The sequence below is a fragment of the Cupriavidus sp. USMAA2-4 genome (genome assembly GCF_001854305.1).
GTDB classification, from domain to species: Bacteria; Pseudomonadota; Gammaproteobacteria; order Burkholderiales; family Burkholderiaceae; genus Cupriavidus; species Cupriavidus malaysiensis.
In genome coordinates this window covers 1,721,697-1,740,436 of sequence record NZ_CP017749.1, presented here as the reverse complement: position 1 = coordinate 1,740,436, position 18,740 = coordinate 1,721,697, and the positions used below count along the sequence as shown (strand labels likewise).

The following is an 18,740-nucleotide window of genomic DNA, read 5'->3' as shown; positions in this document are numbered from 1 at the left end:
CCGCCCCGACATGAGCCAACCGCCTCTTCCACGCCCGGGCCTGCTGGCCCGCTGGCGCCAGTCCGACCACGCGGCACTGCGCACGCTGGCGCGCTCGCGCGCGGTGCAGGCCGCGCTGCTGACCCTGGGCCTGCTCCTGCTGGCAGCGCTGCTGGCGCCCTGGCTGGCACGGCAGAATCCCTTCGACCCGGCCGCGCTGGAACTGCTCGACGCCTTCACCCCGCCGTGGCGGCACGGCCCTTCGGGCGCCTTCTACCCGCTCGGCAGCGACGACCAGGGACGCGACCTGCTGTCGGCCATCCTCTACGGCCTGCGCGTCTCGCTGCTGGTCGGCGCCGCCGCGGTAGCGCTGTCGCTGCTGGCCGGCGTCGCGCTGGGGCTGCTGGCGGGCTATGCCGGCGGCTGGTTCGACGCCCTGGTGATGCGCGTGGCCGACATCCAGCTCACCTTCCCGGTGCTGCTGGTGGCGCTGCTGATCTTCGGCATCGCGCGCGGCCTGCTGCCGGAGGGCTATCGCGACGACATGGCGGTGTACGTCATCATCCTCGCCATCGCCTTGTCCGAGTGGGTGCAGTACGCGCGCACCATCCGCGGCGTGACCCTGGTCGAGAAACAGAAGGACTACATCGCCGCGGCGCGCATCAGCGGCCGCTCGCGCAACGCCATCCTGCTGGGCCACCTGCTGCCCAATATGCTGGCGCCCGTGCTGGTGATCGGCACGCTCAGCTTCGCCCTGGCCGTGGTGGCGGAATCCACCCTGTCCTACCTCGGCGTCGGCCTGCCGGCGACCCAGCCCTCGCTGGGCACGCTGATCCGCATCGGCCAGGCCTTCCTCTTCTCCGGCGAATGGTGGATCCTGCTGTTCCCCGCCCTCACCCTGCTCGCGCTGGCGCTGTCGGTCAACCTGCTCGGCGACTGGCTGCGCGACGCCTTCGACCCCAAGCTGCAATGACCACCGAAGCCCTGGCGCCGTGCGCGCCGCCGCCCCCCGCGCCCTCCTTGCCTTCCCCGCCCTCCAGCAGCGCGCCACCGCTGCTGCGCGTCGACGGCCTGTCGGTGCATTTCGACACCCCGCGCGGCCCGCTCAGCATCCTCGCCGAGGTCGGCTGCACGCTCGCGCCGGGCGAGATCCTCGGCGTGGTGGGCGAGTCCGGCGCCGGCAAGTCCATGCTGGGCAAGGCCATCGCCGGCCTGCTCGACCCCGGCGGCCATCTCGGCGCCGGCAGCATATGGCTGCGCGGCGAGCGCATCGACACGCTCGGCGCCGAAGACCGGCGCCGCCTGCGCGGCAAGCACATCGGCATGGTGTTCCAGGATCCGATGACCAGCCTCAATCCGGTGCTCACCATCGGGCGCCACCTGGAAGAGACCATCCGCACCCACCTGCCGCTGACGCCGTCGCAAGCACGCGAGCGCGCCCTGGCGCTGCTGCAGGCGGTCGGCATCGCGCAGGCGGAGGCCCGGCTGCGCCAATACCCGCACCAGCTCTCCGGCGGCATGCGCCAGCGCGTGGCCATCGCCCTGGCGCTGTGCGCCGACCCTGCCCTGCTGATCGCCGACGAGCCCACCACCGCGCTCGACGTCATCGTGCAGGCCCAGGTGATCGAGGTGCTGCGCCGCCTGTGCCGCGAGCGCGGCACCGCGCTGATGCTGGTCAGCCACGACATGGGCGTGATCGCGGGCGTGGCCGACCGCGTGATGGTGATGCGGGCCGGGCGCGTGGTCGAGAGCGGCCCGGTGGCCGAGGTGCTGGAGCACCCGCGCGCGCCGTACACGCGCGCACTGGTCGCCGCCATACCGCCGCTGGACCGGCGCCTGCGGCGACTGCCCACGCCCGACGACGCGGTGCCGCCCGCGCCGCTCGCCGTGGCCGCGCAGCCGGCACAGGCCGCACAGCCTTTGCCAACCGTGCACATGCCGGCCGGCGCCGCGCCGCTGCTGCAGGTGAGCGGCCTGTCGCGCCGCTTCGACCTGTCCGCCCCGTGGCTGTTGCGCACCCTGGCGCGCGAGCCGCGCCGCGTGCTGCAGGCGGCGCGCGAAGTCAGCTTCGCCATCCCGCGCGGCACCACCTTCGGGCTGGTGGGCGAGTCCGGTTCGGGCAAGAGCACCGTCGCCCGCATGATCGCCGGCCTGCTGCGCCCGAGCGCCGGCAGCGTGACGCTGGACGGCATCGATCCCTGGTCCGGCACGCAGGCCGCCGCCGCGCTGCTGGGGCGCTTCCAGATGGTGTTCCAGGATCCCTACGCCAGTCTCAACCCGCGCTGGCGCGTCGGGCGCATCGTCGCCGAGCCGCTGCTGGCGCTGCGGGCACGCGACGCGGCGCTGGATGCCGGCGCGATACGCGAACGGGTGGCCCAGGCGCTGCAGCGCGTGCGCCTGCCGGCCGATGCGGCGCGGCGCTACCCGCACCAGTTCTCCGGCGGCCAGCGCCAGCGCATCGCGCTGGCGCGCGCGCTGGTCAGCCGGCCCGACTTCCTGATCTGCGACGAGCCCACCTCCTCGCTCGATGTCTCGGTGCAGGCGCAGGTCCTCAACCTGATGCGTGACCTGCAGGATGAGCTGGGCCTGACCTATCTGCTGATCAGCCACAACCTGGCAGTGATCCGCCAGATGTGCGACCAGGTGGGCGTGATGCAGGCGGGCGAGCTGGTCGAATGCGGTCCGGCCGGAACCGTGCTGGACACGCCGCGCCACCCCTATACGCGCCGCCTGCTGGCGGCAGTGCCCGACCTGGGGCACGGACGGCGGCCGCTGGCCGCCAGAGCCTGAAGCAGGGAGGAGCAGCGCAGGGAGGAGCAGCGCAGGGCGGGGCAGGCCGGGCAGGCGTCCTCAATGCACCCGCGGGAAGCCGTGCCGTTCGGCCAGCAGGTCGAGGATGCGCCGCGTATCGGTGACGAAGCGCAGCACGCCATGGACATGCGCGTCGGCCGGCGGCGCGGCGTCGCCATCCAGCACCAGTACCGGCAGGCCCTGGTTGTCGGGGCCGAGCACGGCCGCCACGGCGGCGCGCGGCCGCGCGAACGGCACGCGCACGATCTCCAGGCGCGCCGCGCGCGCCGGGTCGGCGGCCAGCAGCCCTTCGATGGGCAGGCAGTCGGGGCAGACGAAGCGCTCGCCCGGACGAGCGGCATCGGTGAATCCGGGTTCCAGCAGGAAAAGGCGGTCGCGGCTCATGGTGGTCGGTGATAGCGGTGGACTGGGTCGAGGATGGATGTGATCGGGCGTGGCGGCGGCATGGCTGCCCGCCGCCACGCCCGGACTCAGAAGGTGCGCCCTTCCTTCAGGCGGGTGGTCTCGCCATTCAGGTCATGGGCACCCGGCACCTGCGTCTTGTGCCGCAGCGGGTTGTGGCTGGAGACGGCGCGCCGCGGCGCGCGCTGGTCGAGATCTCTTGGTTTGCTCATGTCATGGCTCCTGGTGCCGCCGCCGGCCATCCCGCCGGGGCCTGTGGATATGGCCGCCCGCTCGAAGTGGTCGGCGGCGAAGAACGGTGGTCAGGCCGCCTGCCGGGCCGGCGCCGTGGCGTCCTGCATCACCGGCGCATGAAGCGGCACCTGAAGCGGCACCGGCAACGGCAGCACCGCATCGAGCAGGCGGCGCGTGGCCGCGTGCCGGGCAGGATCGTGCAGCGCGGCGCTGGCGAAGCGGTCGACGATGCGCCCGCGCTCCATCACCGCGATGCGGTCGCAGAACGAGGCCACCACGCCGAGGTCATGGCTGATGAACAGATAGGTCAGGTCGAGCTCGTCGCGCAGGCGCCGCAGCAGTGCCAGCACCTGTGCCTGGATGGAGACGTCCAGCGCCGAGGTCGGCTCGTCCAGGATCACGCAGGCCGGGCGCGGCGCCAGCGCCCGCGCGATGCCGATGCGCTGGCGCTGCCCGCCCGAGAACTCGTGCGGGTAGCGCGCCAGGTGCTGTGCCTGCAGTCCGACGTGCTCCAGCGCCTGCGCGGCCAGTGCCTGCGCCTGGGCGGCGTTGCGCGCCACGCCCAGGCGCAGCAGCGGATCGGCGATCTGCGCGCCGATGGTGCGGCGCGGATTGAGCGAGGCACCGCTGTCCTGGAAGACGAACTGCACGTCGCGCCGGAAGCCCGCCAGCGCGCGCCCGTGCAAGGCGGTGACGTCCTGGCCGCCGGCCAGCACGCTGCCGCCGGAGGGTTCCAGCAGGCGTGCCGCGAGACGCGCCAGGGTCGACTTGCCCGAGCCCGATTCACCGATCAGGCCGAGGATCTCGCCACGCCGCAGCGCCAGGTCGGTGGGCTGCAGGGCGACCACCTCGTCCGCGCCACGCCGCAGCCAGCCGCCGACACCGCCGCCGCCAGCGCTACCGAAGCGGCGGCCGATACCGCGCAGCGCGAGCACCGTGCTTTCGCCCTGCCCCGGCGCGCCCGCTTCGTACGCCGGCACGGACACCGACGCCGGCTCCGGCGCCCTGCCCTGCGGCACGGCCGCCAGCAGGGCGGCCGTGTAAGGATGATCGGGCGCGCGCAGCACGTCGGCCGTGCGGCCGTGCTCGACCACGCGGCCGGCGCGCAGCACCGCCACGCGCTCGCTCAGGTAGGACACCACGCCGAAGTCGTGGGTGATCAGCAGGATGGCGGTGCCGTCCTCGCGGTGGAGATCACGCAGCAGGTCCAGGATCTGCTTCTGCACGGTCGGATCGAGCGCCGTGGTGGGTTCGTCGGCGATCAGCAGCCGCGGCCGCGCCATCACTGCCATGGCGATCAGGATGCGCTGGCGCATGCCGCCCGACAGCTCGTGCGGGTAGGCGCGCAGCACCCGCCCCGGCTCGCGTATGCCGACCCGCTCCAGCCAGCTGCCCGCGGTGGCGGCGGCCTGCGCGCGGCCCAGGCCGAGCCGGTAGCGCAGCCCTTCGGCCATCTGCTCGCCGATGCGGAAGGACGGGTCGAGCGAAGACAGCGAATTCTGGAAGACGATGCCGATGCCCTGCCCGCGCACCGTGTTGTGCTCGGCTTCGCGCAACCCGAGCAGTTCGCGCCCGTCGAAGCGCACCTGGCCCCAGGCGCGGCAGCCGCGTGCCGGCAGCAGGCCCATCACGGCGGCAGCGGTCAGGCTCTTGCCCGAGCCCGACTCGCCCACCACGGCCACCACCTCGCCGGCGCCGACCTCCAGGTCCACCCCGTGCAGCACGCGCTGCGGCCCGTGCGCGCCGGTGAATTCGATGCCGAGCTGGCGGATGCTGAGGAGACTCATCGCAGGCTTCCTTGCCGGCCCGTGCCGGCGTTTCGCGTTGTCATGGAGGCCGGGCCCGGCTCAGTCGCGCGGATCCAGCGCATCGCGCAGGCCGTTGCCCAGCCAGTTGAATGACAGCGCCAGCACCACGATCACCAGTGCCGGCGCGGTCGCCACGTGCGGCGCGCCCAGCACCATCACCTGCACGCCTTCGGCCGCCATGCGGCCCCAGTCGGCCTGCGGCGGCTGCGTGCCGAGGCCGAGGAAGCTGAGCCCGGCCTGGAACACGATCATGCCGCCCACCAGCGTGGTGCCGTAGACCACGGCACCGCTGGCCACATTGGGCAGCAGCTCGCGCAGCAGCACGGCGGCGGCGCCGGCGCCGCCGGCGCGGGCCGCTTCCAGGTACTCCTTGTCGCGCTCGGCCCGTACCGCGGCATAGACCACGCGCGTCAGGTAGGGCGTGGCCGCCGCGACCACCGTCAGCGCCACCGCCCAGGTGCCGGGCCCGAGCGCGGTGGCCAGGCCGATGGCCAGCAGCACCATGGGGAAGGCGAACAGGATGTCGATGATCCGCATGATCAGCGCCGACCAGGGATTGCGGTAGTAGCCCGCCAGCAGGCCCAGGGCCAGGCTCAGCAGCACCGCCAGCACCACCGGCGGCAGGCTGCCGAGCAGTGCGCGGCGGCCGCCCCACAGCAGGCGGCTGGCGATGTCGCGCCCCTGCGCGTCCAGCCCGAGCAGGTGGTGCGCCGTGCCGGGCGGCGCCAGCCGCTGCAGCGGATCGGCGGCGTCCGGATCGAAGGGCGCCAGCCAGGGCGCGAGCAGCGTGGCCGCCAGCACCAGCAGGATCAGCGCGAGCCCGGCCAGCGCCAGCCGGTTGCCGGCGAAGCGCCGCCACGCCGGGCGCGGAGCACCGCCGGCGGCGTCCGGCGCCGGCGCCGGTGTGGGTGCCGATGTTGGTGCCGGTGTCGGCGCCGATGTGAACCCGGTCGACGGCATGTTCACGGCTGCCCCTGTGCGACGCCCCCGCGCAGGCGCGGATTGAGCAGGTCGAGCGCGATGTCGGTGGCCAGGTTGACGGCGATGAAGCACGCCGTCACCAGCATCACGCCGGCCTGGATCATCGGATAGTCCTTGCCGGCGGCGGCGTTGTAGAGCTGGGTGCCGATGCCCGGCCAGTTGAAGACGTTCTCGACGAAGATCACGCCGGACAGCAGGTAGCCGATCTGCAGCCCGGTGACATTGAGCACCGGCGGCAGCAGGTTGCGGCCCAGGTGGCGCCCCAGCAGCACGCGCCGCGGCAGCCCCTGGGCGCGGAAAGTGCGCAGGTAGTCGGAGCCGAGGATCTCGATGACCTGCGCGCGCACCAGCTGCGCCAGCACCAGCATGGAGATCAGCGCGGCCGACAGCGCCGGCAGCACCAGGTGGTGCAGCAGGTCGGGCCAGTCCTGCTCGCCGCGCATGTCGTACATGCCCGAGACCGGGAACCACTGCAGCTTGACGCCGAACACCCAGATCAGCAGCAGTCCCGACCAGAACACCGGGAAGTTGTGTCCGACCTGGATCAGCAGCATGGCGGCGCCGTCCAGCCAGGTGCCGCGCCGCAGGCCGCTGGCCACCCCCACCGCCACGCCCCCGGCCAGGCACAGCAGCACCGCCGCCCCGGCCAGCACCAGCGTGTTGGCGAAGCTGCGCCCCAGCACCTCGAACACCGGCGTGCGCAGCACCAGCGAAGTGCCCCAGTCGCCGGCGGCCAGGTGCTGCAGCCAGAGGCCGTACTGCACCCAGACCGGGCGGTCGAGCCCGTACTCGCGCCGGATGGCGTCGAGCGAATCCTGCGTCAGCGTGCCGCCCAGCGCATTGGTGATGGGATCGCCGCCGCCGGCATGGGCAGCCAGGAACACCAGCACCGAGACCACCAGGAAGATGGGCAGGGCCTGCAGCAGGCGCAGCACGATGGCGCGGCTCATTTCTGCAGCGAGACCCGGGTCAGGTCGTAGAAGTTCTGCGCCGGCACGTTGAAGCCCTGCACCTTGGGGCTGCTGGCGAAGTGGTTGCGGAAAGTCACCAGCGGCACGAACAGGGCCTCGCGCTGCGCCAGCCCGTTGGCCTGCTTCCAGGCCGCCAGCGCCGCGCCTTCGCTGGTCTGCGCGGTGGCCTTGGCGATCGCCTGCGCCACCGCCGGGTCGACCACCTTCTCGCCGCCGCCGCGCGTGACCACGTAGCCGTCGTAGGCCAGCTTCAACCAGTAGGGCGTGACGAAGCCCCACTCCATGGTGAACAGGCCGGTCTCCGGCGCCAGGTTGGCCAGCTTGCTGGTGTAGGTGAGCCACTCCTGCGAAACCACGTCGACCTTGATGCCGACCTTGGCGAGATCGCGCTGGATCCACTCGATCGACGGCTGGTTGGCCACGTCGGTGATGATGGTGAAGTGGACCTCGCCGTCCTTGTAGCCGGCCTGCTGCAGCAGCTTGCGCGCGCGCACCGGATCGTAGGGATAGTCGCGCTGGGCCGGATCGTAGGCGCTGTTGCCGATGTTGTAGAGGCTGTAGGCGGCCTGCGCGCGGCCCTTGAAGATGGTGCGCGCCAATCCCTCGCGGTCGATCGCCAGCAGCACCGCCTGCCGCACCGCCAGCTTGCTGGTGTAGGGATTGCGGTAGTTCCAGCTCAGGAACAGTTCGCCGGCGGTGGTGCTGTCGTGTACGGTGTAGCCACTCTTCTCCAGGCCGTCGGCGGCATCGGCCGGCACGCGCGTGAGGATATCGATCTCGCCCGAGCGCAGTGCCGCCAGGCGGGTCGCGTCGTCCTGGATGGGACGGAAGATGATGCGGTCGAGCAGCGGACGCGGGCCCCAGTACTGCTCGTTGCGCACCAGCACGGTCTTCTCGCCGTGCACGCGCTCGACGAACTTGTAGGGTCCGGTGCCGGTCGGGTGCAGCGCCAGCCCGTCCTGGCCGTACTTCTTCAGCGCCTCCGGGCTGAAGATGCCGGAAACGTAGTTGCCTTGCGGCAGCAGCCGCGGGAAATCGGTGAACGGTCCCTTGAAGACGAACTGTACGGTGTAGTCGTCGACGACCTTCAGCTCCTGCAGGTTGCCGTAGACCGGCTTCATGGTCGCCGCCGCGCGCACGTCGTAGTACTCGAAGGCGGGATCGGTGAAACGGCGCACGTTGAAGCGCACCGCCTGGGCATTGAAATCGGTGCCGTCATGGAACTTGACGCCGCGGCGCAACTGGAAGGTGAAGGTGCGCGCATCGGGGCTGGCCTGCCAGGCGGTGGCCAGCGCCGGCACCAGCGGCGGCGGTCCCGCCTTGGCCGGATGGGACAGGTCCTCGGCCAGCAGCGACTCGTAGATGTGCTTGTCGACGCGGTAGGTCTCCCACGAATACTGCCGGTTCGGGTCGTAGACGGTGGGCTCCTGGTACTGGCCCACCACCAGCGTGCCGCCAGTCTTGGGCTTGGCCTGCGCCATCGCCGTGCCACCGGCCACCACACCCCACGCCAGCAAGCCGGCCCCCGCCAGCGCCGACAGGCGCAGGCCCGTGCGCCGGCCGCGCTGCGCGCGCAGGCCCCGCGCGATGCGCGACAACAACCCAACCGCCATGATCCTCGACTCCTTTGCAATAACGTGGGGAAAAGTCTAAGCAGACAAGCCTGCCATCCCAACGAAGGATTCCGGATTTGCTCATGCCGGCGCGCACCGGCCTGCAGCCAGCGGCCGGCGGCTATGGATCGGCGGCTATGGACCGGCGGCTATGGACCGGCGGCATCGGGCGCGGCGGCGATCAGCGCGCGCGTATAGGGATGCGACGGCGCCTGCCAGAACTCCGGCTGCGCGCCGCCGTCGACGATGCGCCCGGCCTGCATCACCATCACCCGGTCGGCCAGGTAGCGCACCACCGCCAGGTCGTGCGAGATGAACAGGTAGGCCAGGCCGAACTCTGCCTTCAACTCGACCAGCAGGTTGAGGATCTGCGCCTGGATCGACACGTCGAGAGCCGACACCGGTTCGTCGCAGACCACCAGCGCCGGGCGCAGCAGCAGCGCGCGGGCGATGCCGATGCGCTGGCGCTGCCCGCCGGAGAACTCATGCGGGTAGCGCGCCAGCGCGCCGGCCGGCAGGCCGACCCGGTCGAGCATGGCCAGCACGGCCTGCCGGCGCAGGCGCGCATCGCGCTCACCGTGCACGCGCAGCAGGGTGTCGAGCGCGTCGCCGACGGTGCGGCGCGGATTCAGCGAGGCCTGCGCATCCTGGAAGATCATCTGCATGCGCGGGCGCAGCGCGCGCAGCGCCGCGGGTGCCAGCGTGCCCAGCTCGGCGCCGTCCAGCCGCACCTGCCCGGCGCTGGCCGGCAGCAGCTGCAGGATGGCCTTGCCGAGCGTGGACTTGCCGCAGCCCGATTCCCCGACCAGCCCGAGCGTTTCGCCGGCCGCGAGCGTGAAGGACACGCCGCGCACGGCATGGATGGATTCGCCGCGGCGAACGTGGTGCACGTGCAGGTCCTGCACCGAGAGCAAGGAAGACATAGAGGCAGGTCAGGCCAGCGCAGTGGAGAGGGATGTGCCAGCCGGTACAGGTACAGGCGCGGGCGCCGACGCTGCCGCCGCGCGCAGGACCGGCACGCAGGCCACCAGGCGGGCATCGGCCGCGCCGCCCGGCAGCGGCCGCGGCTCGGGCGGACTCGCGCCGCAGCCGGTCTCCGCCTGGGCACAGCGTGGCGCGAACGGACAGCCGCTGGCCTGCGCGGCCGAGGAAACGCTGCCGGGGATCTCGTCGAGCGGGCCGTCGCGGTAGAAGCGCTGCTGCGCCAGGCGCAGCGAGGCGCGCAGCAGGCCGCGCGTATAGGGGTGGGCGGGCGCGGCGAACAGCGCCTGCGCCCCACCCTCCTCCATCTTGCGTCCAGCGTACATCACCACCACGCGGTCGGCCCACTGTGCCACCAGGCCGAGATCGTGCGTGATCAGCAGCAGCGCCATCGACAGCTCGCGGCGCAGCCGGTCGAGCAGGCCGAGGATCTCCGCCTGGATGGTGACGTCGAGCGCGGTAGTGGGCTCGTCGGCGATCAGCAGGCGCGGCCCGCAGGCGATCGCCATGGCGATCATCGCGCGCTGGCGCTGCCCGCCCGAGAGCTGGTGCGGATAGGCATCGTGCTGGCGCGCCGGCTCGGGCAGGCGCACCAGGTCGAGCAGCTCCACCGCGCGGGCACGCGCCGCGCGGCGTGACAAGCGCTGGTGGCAATGCAGCACCTCGGCGATCTGCGCGCCGATGGTCTGCACCGGATTGAGCGCGCTCATCGGCTCCTGGAACACCATGCCGATGTCGCGCCCGCGCAGCGCGCGCAGTGCCGCCGGCGGCAGCCCGAGCAGCTCGCGGCCGTCGAGCCGCACGCTGCCGGCGGCAATGTGTCCGGGCCGGGGCAGCAATTGCATCAGCGCCAGTGCCGTGGCCGACTTGCCGCAGCCGGACTCGCCGACCAGGGCCAGTGTCTGCCCGGCCTCGACGGCGAAGTTCAGCGCATGCACCACCGGCTGCGCACCGAAAGCGATGCGCAGGCCTTCGACTTCCAGCAGCGCGCTCATCGCAGGCTCCGGAGTGGGCGGCGGCGGGCGCCGCCATGGGGGTCGATGGTGTGGTTCATGCTTGGCGCAGGCGCGGATTGAGGGCGTCGTTGAGGGCATCGCCGACCAGGTTGAGCGACAGCACGGCGACGATGATGGCGCCGCCCGGCAAGGCGGTCAGGTACCAGGCGCTGCGCAGCACCTCGCGTCCGGCGCCGATCATGCTGCCCCAGCTCACCACGTTCGGATCGCCCATGCCGAGGAAGGACAGCGCCGACTCGATCAGGATGGCGCTGGCCACCATCACCGAGATGGTGACGATCACCGGCGGCAGCGCATTGGGCAGGATCTCGGCGAAGATGATGCGGCGGCTGCGATAGCCCAGGCTGCGCGCGGCCAGCACGAAGTCGGCCTCGCGCAGCGTACGGAACTCGGCGCGCACCAGGCGCGCCACCGTGGGCCATGAGGCCAGCCCGATCGCCAGCGCGATGGTGCTCACCGAGGGCCCGGCGATGGCCACGATGACGATCACCAGCAGGAAGCCGGGCACCGTCTGCACCAGTTCGACCAGGCGTGTCAGCAGCGCGTCGGCGAGGCCGCCGAAGTAGCCCGCCAGCGCGCCCACCACGGTGCCGATGACCAGGCTGAGCGCGGCCGCGGCCAGGCCGACCAGCAGCGACACGCGCGCGCCGTGCACGATGCCGGCCAGCACGTCGCGCCCGAGGGAGTCGGTGCCGAGCGGATAGGCCGGATCGGCGCCCGGCCACAGGAAGGGCTGCGCCACCATGTCGAGCGGATCGCCGGGGAACAGGTGCCCGGCCAGCAGCGCGAACAGGCCCAGCGCCAGCAGCACCAGCAGGCCGGCGACGCCGGCCGGGTTGCGCAGGAAGATGCGCAGCGCGCCGCTGCGCGCGGCCGCGGCGGGCAACGGCGCCGGGGCGGTGCCGGCCACCGCGATGGTGGCCGCGCCGGCGGGAACAGGAATCGGTTTCGCCATCGGGTCTTGCTCCTTGCGGTGACGGGGATGGGGATGGTGGCGATGCAGGGGCGCGGCGGCGCGCCTCACGCCGCCTTGATGCGCGGATCGAGCCAGGCCTGCAGCAGGTCGACCAGCACATTGGCCAGCACCACCAGGAAGGACGACAGCAGCAGCACGCCGAGCAGCACAGGGAAATCGCGCGCCAGCACCGCCTCCAGCGCCAGGCGACCGAGGCCGGGCCAGCTGAACACGGTCTCCACCACCACCGTGCCGCCCAGCAGCGCGCCGAAGTGCATGCCGGCCATGGTGGTGATCGGCAGCAGCGCGTTGCGCAGCACGTGGCGCAGCGTCACGCGCCACGGATGCAGGCCCTTGGCCTGCGCCGTGCGCACGAAGTCCAGCCGCTGCACCTCCAGCATGGCCGCACGCGTCAGGCGCGCGTAGATGGCGATATAGAAGGAGGCCATGGCCAGCGCCGGCAGCAGCAGGTGGCGCGCCACGTCGGCGGCGTGCGCCAGCCCGCCCAGGCCGGCGCCGATGGTGGCGGTGCCCTCGCTCGGCAGCCAGCCCAGCCGCACCGAGAACAGCACGATGGCCATCAGGCCGATCCAGAAGCCCGGCACCGAGTACAGCAGCAGCGCGGACAGGGACAGCAGGCGATCGGTCCAGCCGCCCGCGCGCGCCGCCATCACGGTGCCGGCGGCCACGCCGAGCGCGAGCGCCAAGGTCAGCGCGGCGCTGGTCAGCAGCAGCGTATTGGGCAGGCGGGCCAGGATCATGTCCGCCACCGGCATGTTGTAGCGCGGCGAGAAGCCCAGGTCGAGATGTGCCAGCCCCCACAGGTAGCCCAGCAGGCGGTGCAGCAAGGGCTGGTCCAGGCCGAAACGCGCGCGCAGCAGGGCCATGGTGGCCTCGGTGGCCGAACCGGACTCGCCGGCCAGCACGTCGGCGGCGTCGCCCGGGGCGAGCTGCAGCAGCAGGAAGTTGAACACCACCACCAGCAGTGCGGTCGGCAGCGCGCGCCACAGCACCCGCCGCAGCACCGCGGCGACGCGGCGTGCCGGGGTGGCGGGCGCGGTGACAGGCGCGGCAGGCGCGCCGGGCACGGCGGACGGCGATTGCGCTTCGCTAGGCATGGCCGCCCTACTTGTCCAGGTAGACGTCGGCCAGGTTGGACTCGACGCCGTCCGCGGTCAGCGAGTGGTCGTGCACGCGCTTGTTGGCGATGGTGATGAACTGCGGCGAGACCAGGTTCAGGTCAGGCACCTCGCGCCCGACGATCTGCTGGAACTGGCGGAACAGCGTCACGCGCCGCGCCGGCTCGTTCTCCACGGCAGCCTCTTCCAGCAGCTTGTCCACCTCCGCATTGGCATAGTGCGTGCCATTCGAGAAGGGCACGCCCTTCTTGAAGTTCTTCGACCAGTACAGGCGCTGCACGCCGACCGTGGGGTCGAACAGGTTGCTGGCGCCGTTGACGGTGAAGTCGAAGTCGCGGTCGGTGTAGATGCGCTTGACGAAGGCCGGCAGGTCCTGCGAGCGGATCGCCACCTCGATGCCCACGCGCCCCAGCGCCGAGCGCAGATAGTCCGCCAGGCGCTTGCCGTCCTCGCCGATCGGGTTGTAGTCGAGCGTCACGCGGAAGCGCGGCGCCGAACCCTGGCGTGCATAGCCGGCCTCGTCGAGCAGGCGGTTGGCGGCCTGGATGTCGAAGGGGTAAGGCGTCGGCGCGCCGTCATGGAAGGCCGACAGGCCCGGCGCGATGGGCGAGGCGGTGCGGGTGCCGTAGCCGTAGTAGACGGTCTTCAGCACCACGTCGCGGTTGACCGCCTGCGCCACCGCCTGGCGCACCTTGAGGTTCTTGAAGTAGGGATTGTCGAGGTTGAACTCCAGCCGCGTCACGTTGTACGAGTAGCTGTTGCCCTTGGTCTCGAAGACCAGGCTCGGCACCGTCTTCAGGCGCGCCAGGTCCGACAGCGGCACCGGCGTGCGGTAGCCGAGGTCGACCGCGCCGGTCTCGAAGGCGATGGCGCGTGCGGCCGGGTCGGGAATGAACTTGACCACGAGGCGGTCGACGTAGGGCTTGGGCTTGTCCCAGTAATCGGGGTTGCGCTCGTAGACGATGTGGCTGCCGCGCACCCACTCCTTGAAGCGATAGGGCCCGGTGCCTACCGGCGCGCCGTTGTACGGGTTGGAGACCGGGTCGGCGTGCTCGTAGAGGTGCTTGGGCACGATCGGCGACTCGGTCGCGGCGAGCGCCTTGATCAGGTAGGGCGCGGGCCTGGACAGCACGATCACCGCGGTGTACGGATCGGGCGTGCGCACCTCGGTGACGTTGGCGAAGGTGCTGCTGCCGCGCGGGTGCACCTTCTTCAGCAACTGGATGGAGAAGGCGACGTCGGCCGCCGTGAAGTCCTTGCCGTCGTGCCACTTGACGCCGCGGCGCAACTGGAAGGTGTACTGCTTGCCGTCCGCGCTGACCTGCCAGGCGGTGGCAAGCTGCGGGCGCGGCGTCAGGTCGTAGCCGTAGGCCAGCAGGCCCTCGGTCACCTTGGCGCTGACGCTCAGCGCCGGCGTGGCCACGTTGGCCAGCGACACCAAGGTCGGTGGCTCGTAGTTCAGCAGCAGCGTCAAGGTGCCGCCGCGCACCGGCTGGGCGGAGGGCGCGCCGGGCACGGCGGCAGTGGTAGCAGCGGTGGCGGCGCTGGCCGCGACGGCGAAGCTGCCGGCGATCAGCGGCAGGAGGGTGCGGCGCAGCGCGCGCGCGGGCAGGAAAACTCGGGTCATCGGCAAGAGTTCAGCGTGGGACCATGCGTGGAATCACGCTTGGGGCCAGCAAGGCTGGCTGGGTGAGTCGGATCGGCGCGGCCGCGGAACGCGCGGCCGCTGCATCGGTTTGCGTGGGAGCGTGGGTCAGGCGCCTCCCTGCGGCACGGCCTCAGCGCCGCTGGCACTACCAGGCGCGCCGTAGCGGGCGTGCGCCGCGGCCGCGCTGACCAGGCCGTTGCGCACGTCTGCGGCCAGGCGTGCCGGCTCGCGCCGGGCCGGCGCGCCGATGCCGCCGCCGCCCGGCGTCTGCACCACCAGGCGCTCGCCGGCCGGCACCACCTGGCGGCCCTTGCCGCGCAGCGGCGTGCCCGAGGCCAGCGCCACCGTGCCGGGCGCGCCGGCCTCGCCGCCATCGGCGCCGCGCGCCGGGTACAGCAGGCGGTCCCAGGCGGCGGCCAGCACCATCGGCTCGCCGTCGCCGTGCGCCACCTCGATGACCTGGCCCAGGCCGCCGCGCCACTGCCCGGCGCCGCCCGAGTCGGGGCGGTACTCCTTGCGCCAGAACACCAGCGGGCTTACGGTTTCCAGCACTTCCACCGAGACATTGCGCACGCCGCTCGGGAACGAGGTGGTCGACAGGCCGTCCTTGCCGGGGCGGGCGCCGGTGCCGCCGGTGGAGAAGCTGGTGATGGCGAAGGGCCGGCTGCGCATCAGCGCGCCGGCGGCGTCACCGGCCAGCGGCTGGCCGCCGGAGAGCTGCAGGTTCCACAAGCTGGAAGCGCCCTCGGCGGGCACCGCCTCGGCACGGGCCTGGCGCAGGCAGCCGAACACCACGTCGGGCAACATCTGGCCGACGATATGGCGCGCGGTCACGGCGGCGGGAAAGGGCGCGTTGAGGATCGAGCCCTCCGGCGCCAGCACCTGCACCGGCGCCAGCGAGCCGGCGTTGTTGGGAATGTCGGCGCCGATCAGGCAGCGCACGCCGAAGGAGGTATAGGCATCGGTATAGGCCTTGGGCACATTGATGCCGCGTGCCACCATCGGCGACGAGCCGGCGAAATCGACGCGGATACCCTCGCCGGAGATGGTCAGGCGCGCGCGCAGGGTCAGCGGCGACTCGTAGCCGTCGATGGTCATGCTGGTTTCCCAGCTGCCCTGCGGCCAGGCGGCGATGGCCTCGCGCATGGCCTGGGCCGAGCGCGCGATGATGTACTCGCCGGCCGGCTGCAGCGAGGCCAGGCCGAACTCGTCGAACAAGGCCAGCAGGCGCCGCGCGCCGATCTCGTTGCAGGCCACCAGCGCGTGCAGGTCGCCCACCACCTGCACCGGCTCGCGCACATTGGCGCGCACGATATCGAACACCGCCCGGTTCGGCTCGCCCGCCTCGAACAGCTTCAGGATCGGCAGGAACAGGCCCTCGTGGTACACCTGCGTGCCGTCCGGGCCCGCGCCGATGCCGCCGATGTCCACCACGTGCAGCGTCGAGGCGAACAGCGCGACCACCTCGCCCTGGCGCAGCACCGGCGTCACCATGGTCATGTCGAACAGGTGCCCGGTGCCCTTCCACGGGTCGTTGGTCAGGTAGACGTCGCCGGCGCGCATCTGCGCGGTGGGAAAAGCCAGCAGGAAATGCTTGACCGACTCGGCCATGGAGTTGACGTGGCCGGGCGTGCCGGTGACGGCCTGGGCGACCATGCGCCCGTCGGGCAGGAACACGCCGGCCGAAAGGTCGCCGGCTTCGCGCGTGGAGGTGCCGAAGGCGGTGCGGATCAGGGTCTGCGCCTGTTCCTCGACCACCGACAGCAGCCGGTTCCACACCAGCTGGTGGCGCAGCGTGTCGCGCGCGCCGCCCTCGCCGGGACCGGGCCGGGAGGCGAATGCGGGCAGGGGGGCGTTCATTGCAGCACCTCCGCGCCAGCCATTGCCTCGGCCACGGCGGCCGCCGCCTGCGCCGCTTCCACGGCGTCCAGCACGAGGTGGCCATCGCCGTCCAGCACGAAGCGGAAGCCCGCCGGCACCACCGTGGTGGTCTCGTCCTCGACCACCAGGGCCGGGCCGTCCACTGCCACCCCCGGGGGCAGCACGGTACGCTCGTACACCGGTATCCCGCGCGCCGCACCGCTGCCGGCCTCGACCACCACGCGCACGCCCTGGGCGACGGCATGGCGCGCCGGCGTGCCGGCCGCGGCAGCAGTCCCGGCGGCATCCAGCCGCGGCGCCGCCGTGCTGACGTTGACCGACCAGCTGATCACCTCGACCGGATTGCCGGGCAGCGTGCGCGCATACAGCGCGGCGTAGGCCGCCTCGAAGGCGGCGGCCAGCACCTGGGCATCGGCGCTGCCGAGCGCGCCGGCCGGCACCTCCACCGGAATCTCGTGGCCCTGCCCCGCATAGCGCATGTAAGCCAGGCGTTGCACTGCCAGCGCCTGGCCCGGCGCCGCCTGCGCCACGATGGCGCGCGCGCTGCCGGCGAGCTGTTCGAGCACCGCATTGGCGGCGTCCGCGTCGAAGGCATCGAGGCGCTGGTAGAAGCTGCGCACCGCCTGGTAGGCGATCGGCGCCCACAGGAAGCCCAGCGCCGAGCCGACCCCGGCCGACTGCGGCACCACCACGCGGCGGATGCCGAGGCGCCGCGCCAGCGCCGCCGCGTGCAGCGGGGCGGCGCCGCCGAAGGCGACCAGCGTATAGTCCTCCACCGTCTTGCCCAGCTCGCTGGCATGCACGCGCGCGGCATTGGCCATGTTCTCGGTGACGATCTCGGCCACCGCCAGCGCCGCATACTCCGGCGCCGCCTCCAGCGCCGGCGCGATGCGCGCCTGCAGCGCGCGGCGCGCCAGCTCCGGCTGCAGGGCCACCTTGCCGGCGGCGAAGCGGGCCGGATCGAGCACGCCGAGCACGGCGTTGGCGTCGGTCACGGTCGGCTCGGCGCCGCCCAGGCCATAGCTGGCCGGGCCGGGATCCGAGCCGGCGCTGTCCGGGCCCACCTGCACCCGGCCGAGCGCATCGATGCGCGCCACCGAACCGCCCCCCGCGCCGATCTCCACCATCTCGATGACGGGGATGCGGATCGGCAGGCCGGAGCCTTTCAGGTGCCGGTGCACGCGGCCGAATTCGAAGCTGCGCGTGATCTGCGGCTGGTAGTCGTCGATGAAGCAGATCTTGGCGGTGGTGCCGCCCATGTCGAAGGACAGCGCGCGCGCGATACCGGACTGCTCGGCCACGCGGCGCGACAGCACCGCGCCGCCGGCGGGGCCGGACTCGACCAGGCGCACCGGCTGGGCGATGCCCGCCTCGATATTGGTGATGGCGCCGCCCGAGGTCATCAGGAACAGCGGACTGCGCAGGCCCAGCGCGGCCACGCGCGCGCGCAGCCGCTCCAGGTAGCCGGCCACCTGCGGCTGCACATAGGCGTTGGCGCAGGTGGTGGAAAGACGCTCGTACTCGCGGATCTCCGGGCACACCTCGGAAGACAGCGACACCCACAGCCGCGGCGCCAGCTCGCCCAGGATGGCGCGGATGCGCTGCTCGTGGATGGGATTGGCGTAGCCGTGCAGCAGCGTCACCGCCACGCTCTCGACCTGCGCCTCGAGCAGCTGCGGCACCAGCGCCGCCACCGCCGCCTCGTCCAGCGGCAGCAGGGTGCGCCCCTTGCCGTCGATGCGCTCGGGCACGCCGAAGCGCAGGTAGCGCGGCACCAGCGGCGCGGGCTTGTCGAGAAAGATGTCGTACTGGGCGAAACGGTCCTCCCATCCGATCTCGACCAGGTCGCGGAAGCCCTCGGTGGTGATCAGCGCGGTGCGGGCGCCCTTGCGCTCGATCAGCGCATTGGTGGCAAGGGTGGTGCCGAGGATGAACAGATCGACCTGGGCCAGCGTCAGGCCGGCGCTGGCGAGCAGCTCCTGCACCCCCTGGATGACGCCGTTCTCGGGCGCCTCGGGCGTGGTCAGCACCTTGCTGGTGTAGCGGCGCGCGCCGGCCAGCAGCACGGTATCGGTGAAAGTGCCGCCGACGTCGACGGCCAGCCGGATGCCGGCGCCGTCCGGCAGGGAATCTTGTGCGTGCATGTCGCAGAGTGTGATGGGAAGGATGGGCCTGCGCGCGGGCACGGCGGGGCCGCGCACTCGACCGGGACCGCGACAGCGGAAAGCGCCGGCGCCCCGGCGAGACCGCACGGAGGCACGCGACGCGCCTTGCAGAGGGGAACGACGAGACGGCGGCGCCCTGCCGGCGGACACGGTGGC

The 18,740-nt window shown here is 72.4% G+C and carries 13 protein-coding genes and 1 pseudogene; 2 read left to right on the top strand and 12 right to left on the bottom strand.

Annotated features, from left to right (window positions below; translation table 11 throughout):
* Positions 1-10 precede the first annotated feature (10 nt).
* The gene (locus tag BKK79_RS27860; RefSeq protein ID WP_071016877.1) at positions 11-952 is read left to right on the top strand and encodes an ABC transporter permease; all 942 of its coding nucleotides are present in this window, start codon (positions 11-13) and stop codon (positions 950-952) included.
* A complete protein-coding gene (locus tag BKK79_RS27855; protein ID WP_084085249.1) occupies positions 949-2,769 on the top strand; it encodes a dipeptide ABC transporter ATP-binding protein in 1,821 nt (606 codons plus the stop codon). Before BKK79_RS27860 ends, BKK79_RS27855 begins: the two co-directional genes overlap by 4 nt.
* A gap of 60 nt (positions 2,770-2,829) precedes the next feature.
* Here BKK79_RS27855 and BKK79_RS27850 read toward each other — a convergent pair whose 3' ends face one another.
* The 12 genes and pseudogenes from BKK79_RS27850 to BKK79_RS27795 all read right to left on the bottom strand — a co-directional run bounded on the left by BKK79_RS27850 (position 2,830) and on the right by BKK79_RS27795 (position 18,563).
* On the bottom strand, positions 2,830-3,174 hold the full coding sequence (locus tag BKK79_RS27850; protein ID WP_071016879.1) for a DUF3088 domain-containing protein: 345 nt from the start codon (positions 3,172-3,174) through the stop codon (positions 2,830-2,832).
* Positions 3,175-3,260: 86 nt separating this feature from the next.
* Positions 3,261-3,404, bottom strand: a complete 144-nt coding sequence (locus BKK79_RS40635) for a hypothetical protein (RefSeq protein ID WP_157128538.1) — start codon at positions 3,402-3,404, stop codon at positions 3,261-3,263.
* Between the two features lie 90 nt (positions 3,405-3,494).
* Positions 3,495-5,213 (bottom strand): dipeptide ABC transporter ATP-binding protein, encoded by a 1,719-nt coding sequence (locus BKK79_RS27845; RefSeq protein ID WP_071039426.1) that lies wholly within the window; start codon positions 5,211-5,213, stop codon positions 3,495-3,497.
* Positions 5,214-5,273: 60 nt separating this feature from the next.
* The gene (locus tag BKK79_RS27840; RefSeq protein ID WP_084085247.1) at positions 5,274-6,194 is read right to left on the bottom strand and encodes an ABC transporter permease; all 921 of its coding nucleotides are present in this window, start codon (positions 6,192-6,194) and stop codon (positions 5,274-5,276) included.
* A gap of 2 nt (positions 6,195-6,196) precedes the next feature.
* Positions 6,197-7,165, bottom strand: coding sequence for an ABC transporter permease (locus BKK79_RS27835; protein ID WP_071016883.1), 969 nt, complete (start codon positions 7,163-7,165; stop codon positions 6,197-6,199).
* Positions 7,162-8,799 (bottom strand): ABC transporter substrate-binding protein, encoded by a 1,638-nt coding sequence (locus tag BKK79_RS27830; RefSeq protein WP_071039425.1) that lies wholly within the window; start codon positions 8,797-8,799, stop codon positions 7,162-7,164. The genes BKK79_RS27835 and BKK79_RS27830 overlap by 4 nt, the downstream gene beginning before the upstream one ends.
* 149 nt (positions 8,800-8,948) lie before the next feature.
* A pseudogene (locus BKK79_RS42365) lies at positions 8,949-10,775 on the bottom strand (ABC transporter ATP-binding protein).
* 55 nt (positions 10,776-10,830) lie between these two features.
* Positions 10,831-11,751, bottom strand: a complete 921-nt coding sequence (locus BKK79_RS27815; protein ID WP_084085245.1) for an ABC transporter permease — start codon at positions 11,749-11,751, stop codon at positions 10,831-10,833.
* A gap of 65 nt (positions 11,752-11,816) precedes the next feature.
* Positions 11,817-12,869, bottom strand: coding sequence for an ABC transporter permease (locus tag BKK79_RS27810; protein ID WP_084085244.1), 1,053 nt, complete (start codon positions 12,867-12,869; stop codon positions 11,817-11,819).
* A gap of 7 nt (positions 12,870-12,876) precedes the next feature.
* Positions 12,877-14,517 (bottom strand): ABC transporter substrate-binding protein, encoded by a 1,641-nt coding sequence (locus BKK79_RS27805; protein WP_084085242.1) that lies wholly within the window; start codon positions 14,515-14,517, stop codon positions 12,877-12,879.
* A gap of 126 nt (positions 14,518-14,643) precedes the next feature.
* A complete protein-coding gene (locus BKK79_RS27800; RefSeq protein WP_084085240.1) occupies positions 14,644-16,398 on the bottom strand; it encodes a hydantoinase B/oxoprolinase family protein in 1,755 nt (584 codons plus the stop codon).
* Positions 16,395-18,563 carry a hydantoinase/oxoprolinase family protein gene (locus tag BKK79_RS27795; RefSeq protein WP_071039423.1) on the bottom strand — a complete coding sequence of 723 codons (2,169 nt, stop codon included), beginning with the start codon at positions 18,561-18,563 and terminating at the stop codon, positions 16,395-16,397. Before BKK79_RS27795 ends, BKK79_RS27800 begins: the two co-directional genes overlap by 4 nt.
* Between the last annotated feature and the right edge of the window lie 177 nt (positions 18,564-18,740).

What these genes read in the sequence shown, in the direction of transcription:
- BKK79_RS27795 (WP_071039423.1), bottom strand. Translation starts at nt 18,563, where the DNA reads ATGCACGCACAAGATTCCCTGCCGGACGGCGCCGGCATCCGGCTGGCC.
- BKK79_RS27845 (WP_071039426.1), bottom strand. Translation starts at nt 5,213, where the DNA reads ATGAGTCTCCTCAGCATCCGCCAGCTCGGCATCGAATTCACCGGCGCG.
- BKK79_RS27800 (WP_084085240.1), bottom strand. Translation starts at nt 16,398, where the DNA reads ATGAACGCCCCCCTGCCCGCATTCGCCTCCCGGCCCGGTCCCGGCGAG.
- BKK79_RS40635 (WP_157128538.1), bottom strand. Translation starts at nt 3,404, where the DNA reads ATGAGCAAACCAAGAGATCTCGACCAGCGCGCGCCGCGGCGCGCCGTC.
- BKK79_RS27840 (WP_084085247.1), bottom strand. Translation starts at nt 6,194, where the DNA reads ATGCCGTCGACCGGGTTCACATCGGCGCCGACACCGGCACCAACATCG.
- BKK79_RS27835 (WP_071016883.1), bottom strand. Translation starts at nt 7,165, where the DNA reads ATGAGCCGCGCCATCGTGCTGCGCCTGCTGCAGGCCCTGCCCATCTTC.
- BKK79_RS27860 (WP_071016877.1), top strand. Translation starts at nt 11, where the DNA reads ATGAGCCAACCGCCTCTTCCACGCCCGGGCCTGCTGGCCCGCTGGCGC.
- BKK79_RS27815 (WP_084085245.1), bottom strand. Translation starts at nt 11,751, where the DNA reads ATGGCGAAACCGATTCCTGTTCCCGCCGGCGCGGCCACCATCGCGGTG.
- BKK79_RS27850 (WP_071016879.1), bottom strand. Translation starts at nt 3,174, where the DNA reads ATGAGCCGCGACCGCCTTTTCCTGCTGGAACCCGGATTCACCGATGCC.
- BKK79_RS27810 (WP_084085244.1), bottom strand. Translation starts at nt 12,869, where the DNA reads ATGCCTAGCGAAGCGCAATCGCCGTCCGCCGTGCCCGGCGCGCCTGCC.
- BKK79_RS27805 (WP_084085242.1), bottom strand. Translation starts at nt 14,517, where the DNA reads ATGACCCGAGTTTTCCTGCCCGCGCGCGCGCTGCGCCGCACCCTCCTG.
- BKK79_RS27830 (WP_071039425.1), bottom strand. Translation starts at nt 8,799, where the DNA reads ATGGCGGTTGGGTTGTTGTCGCGCATCGCGCGGGGCCTGCGCGCGCAG.
- BKK79_RS27855 (WP_084085249.1), top strand. Translation starts at nt 949, where the DNA reads ATGACCACCGAAGCCCTGGCGCCGTGCGCGCCGCCGCCCCCCGCGCCC.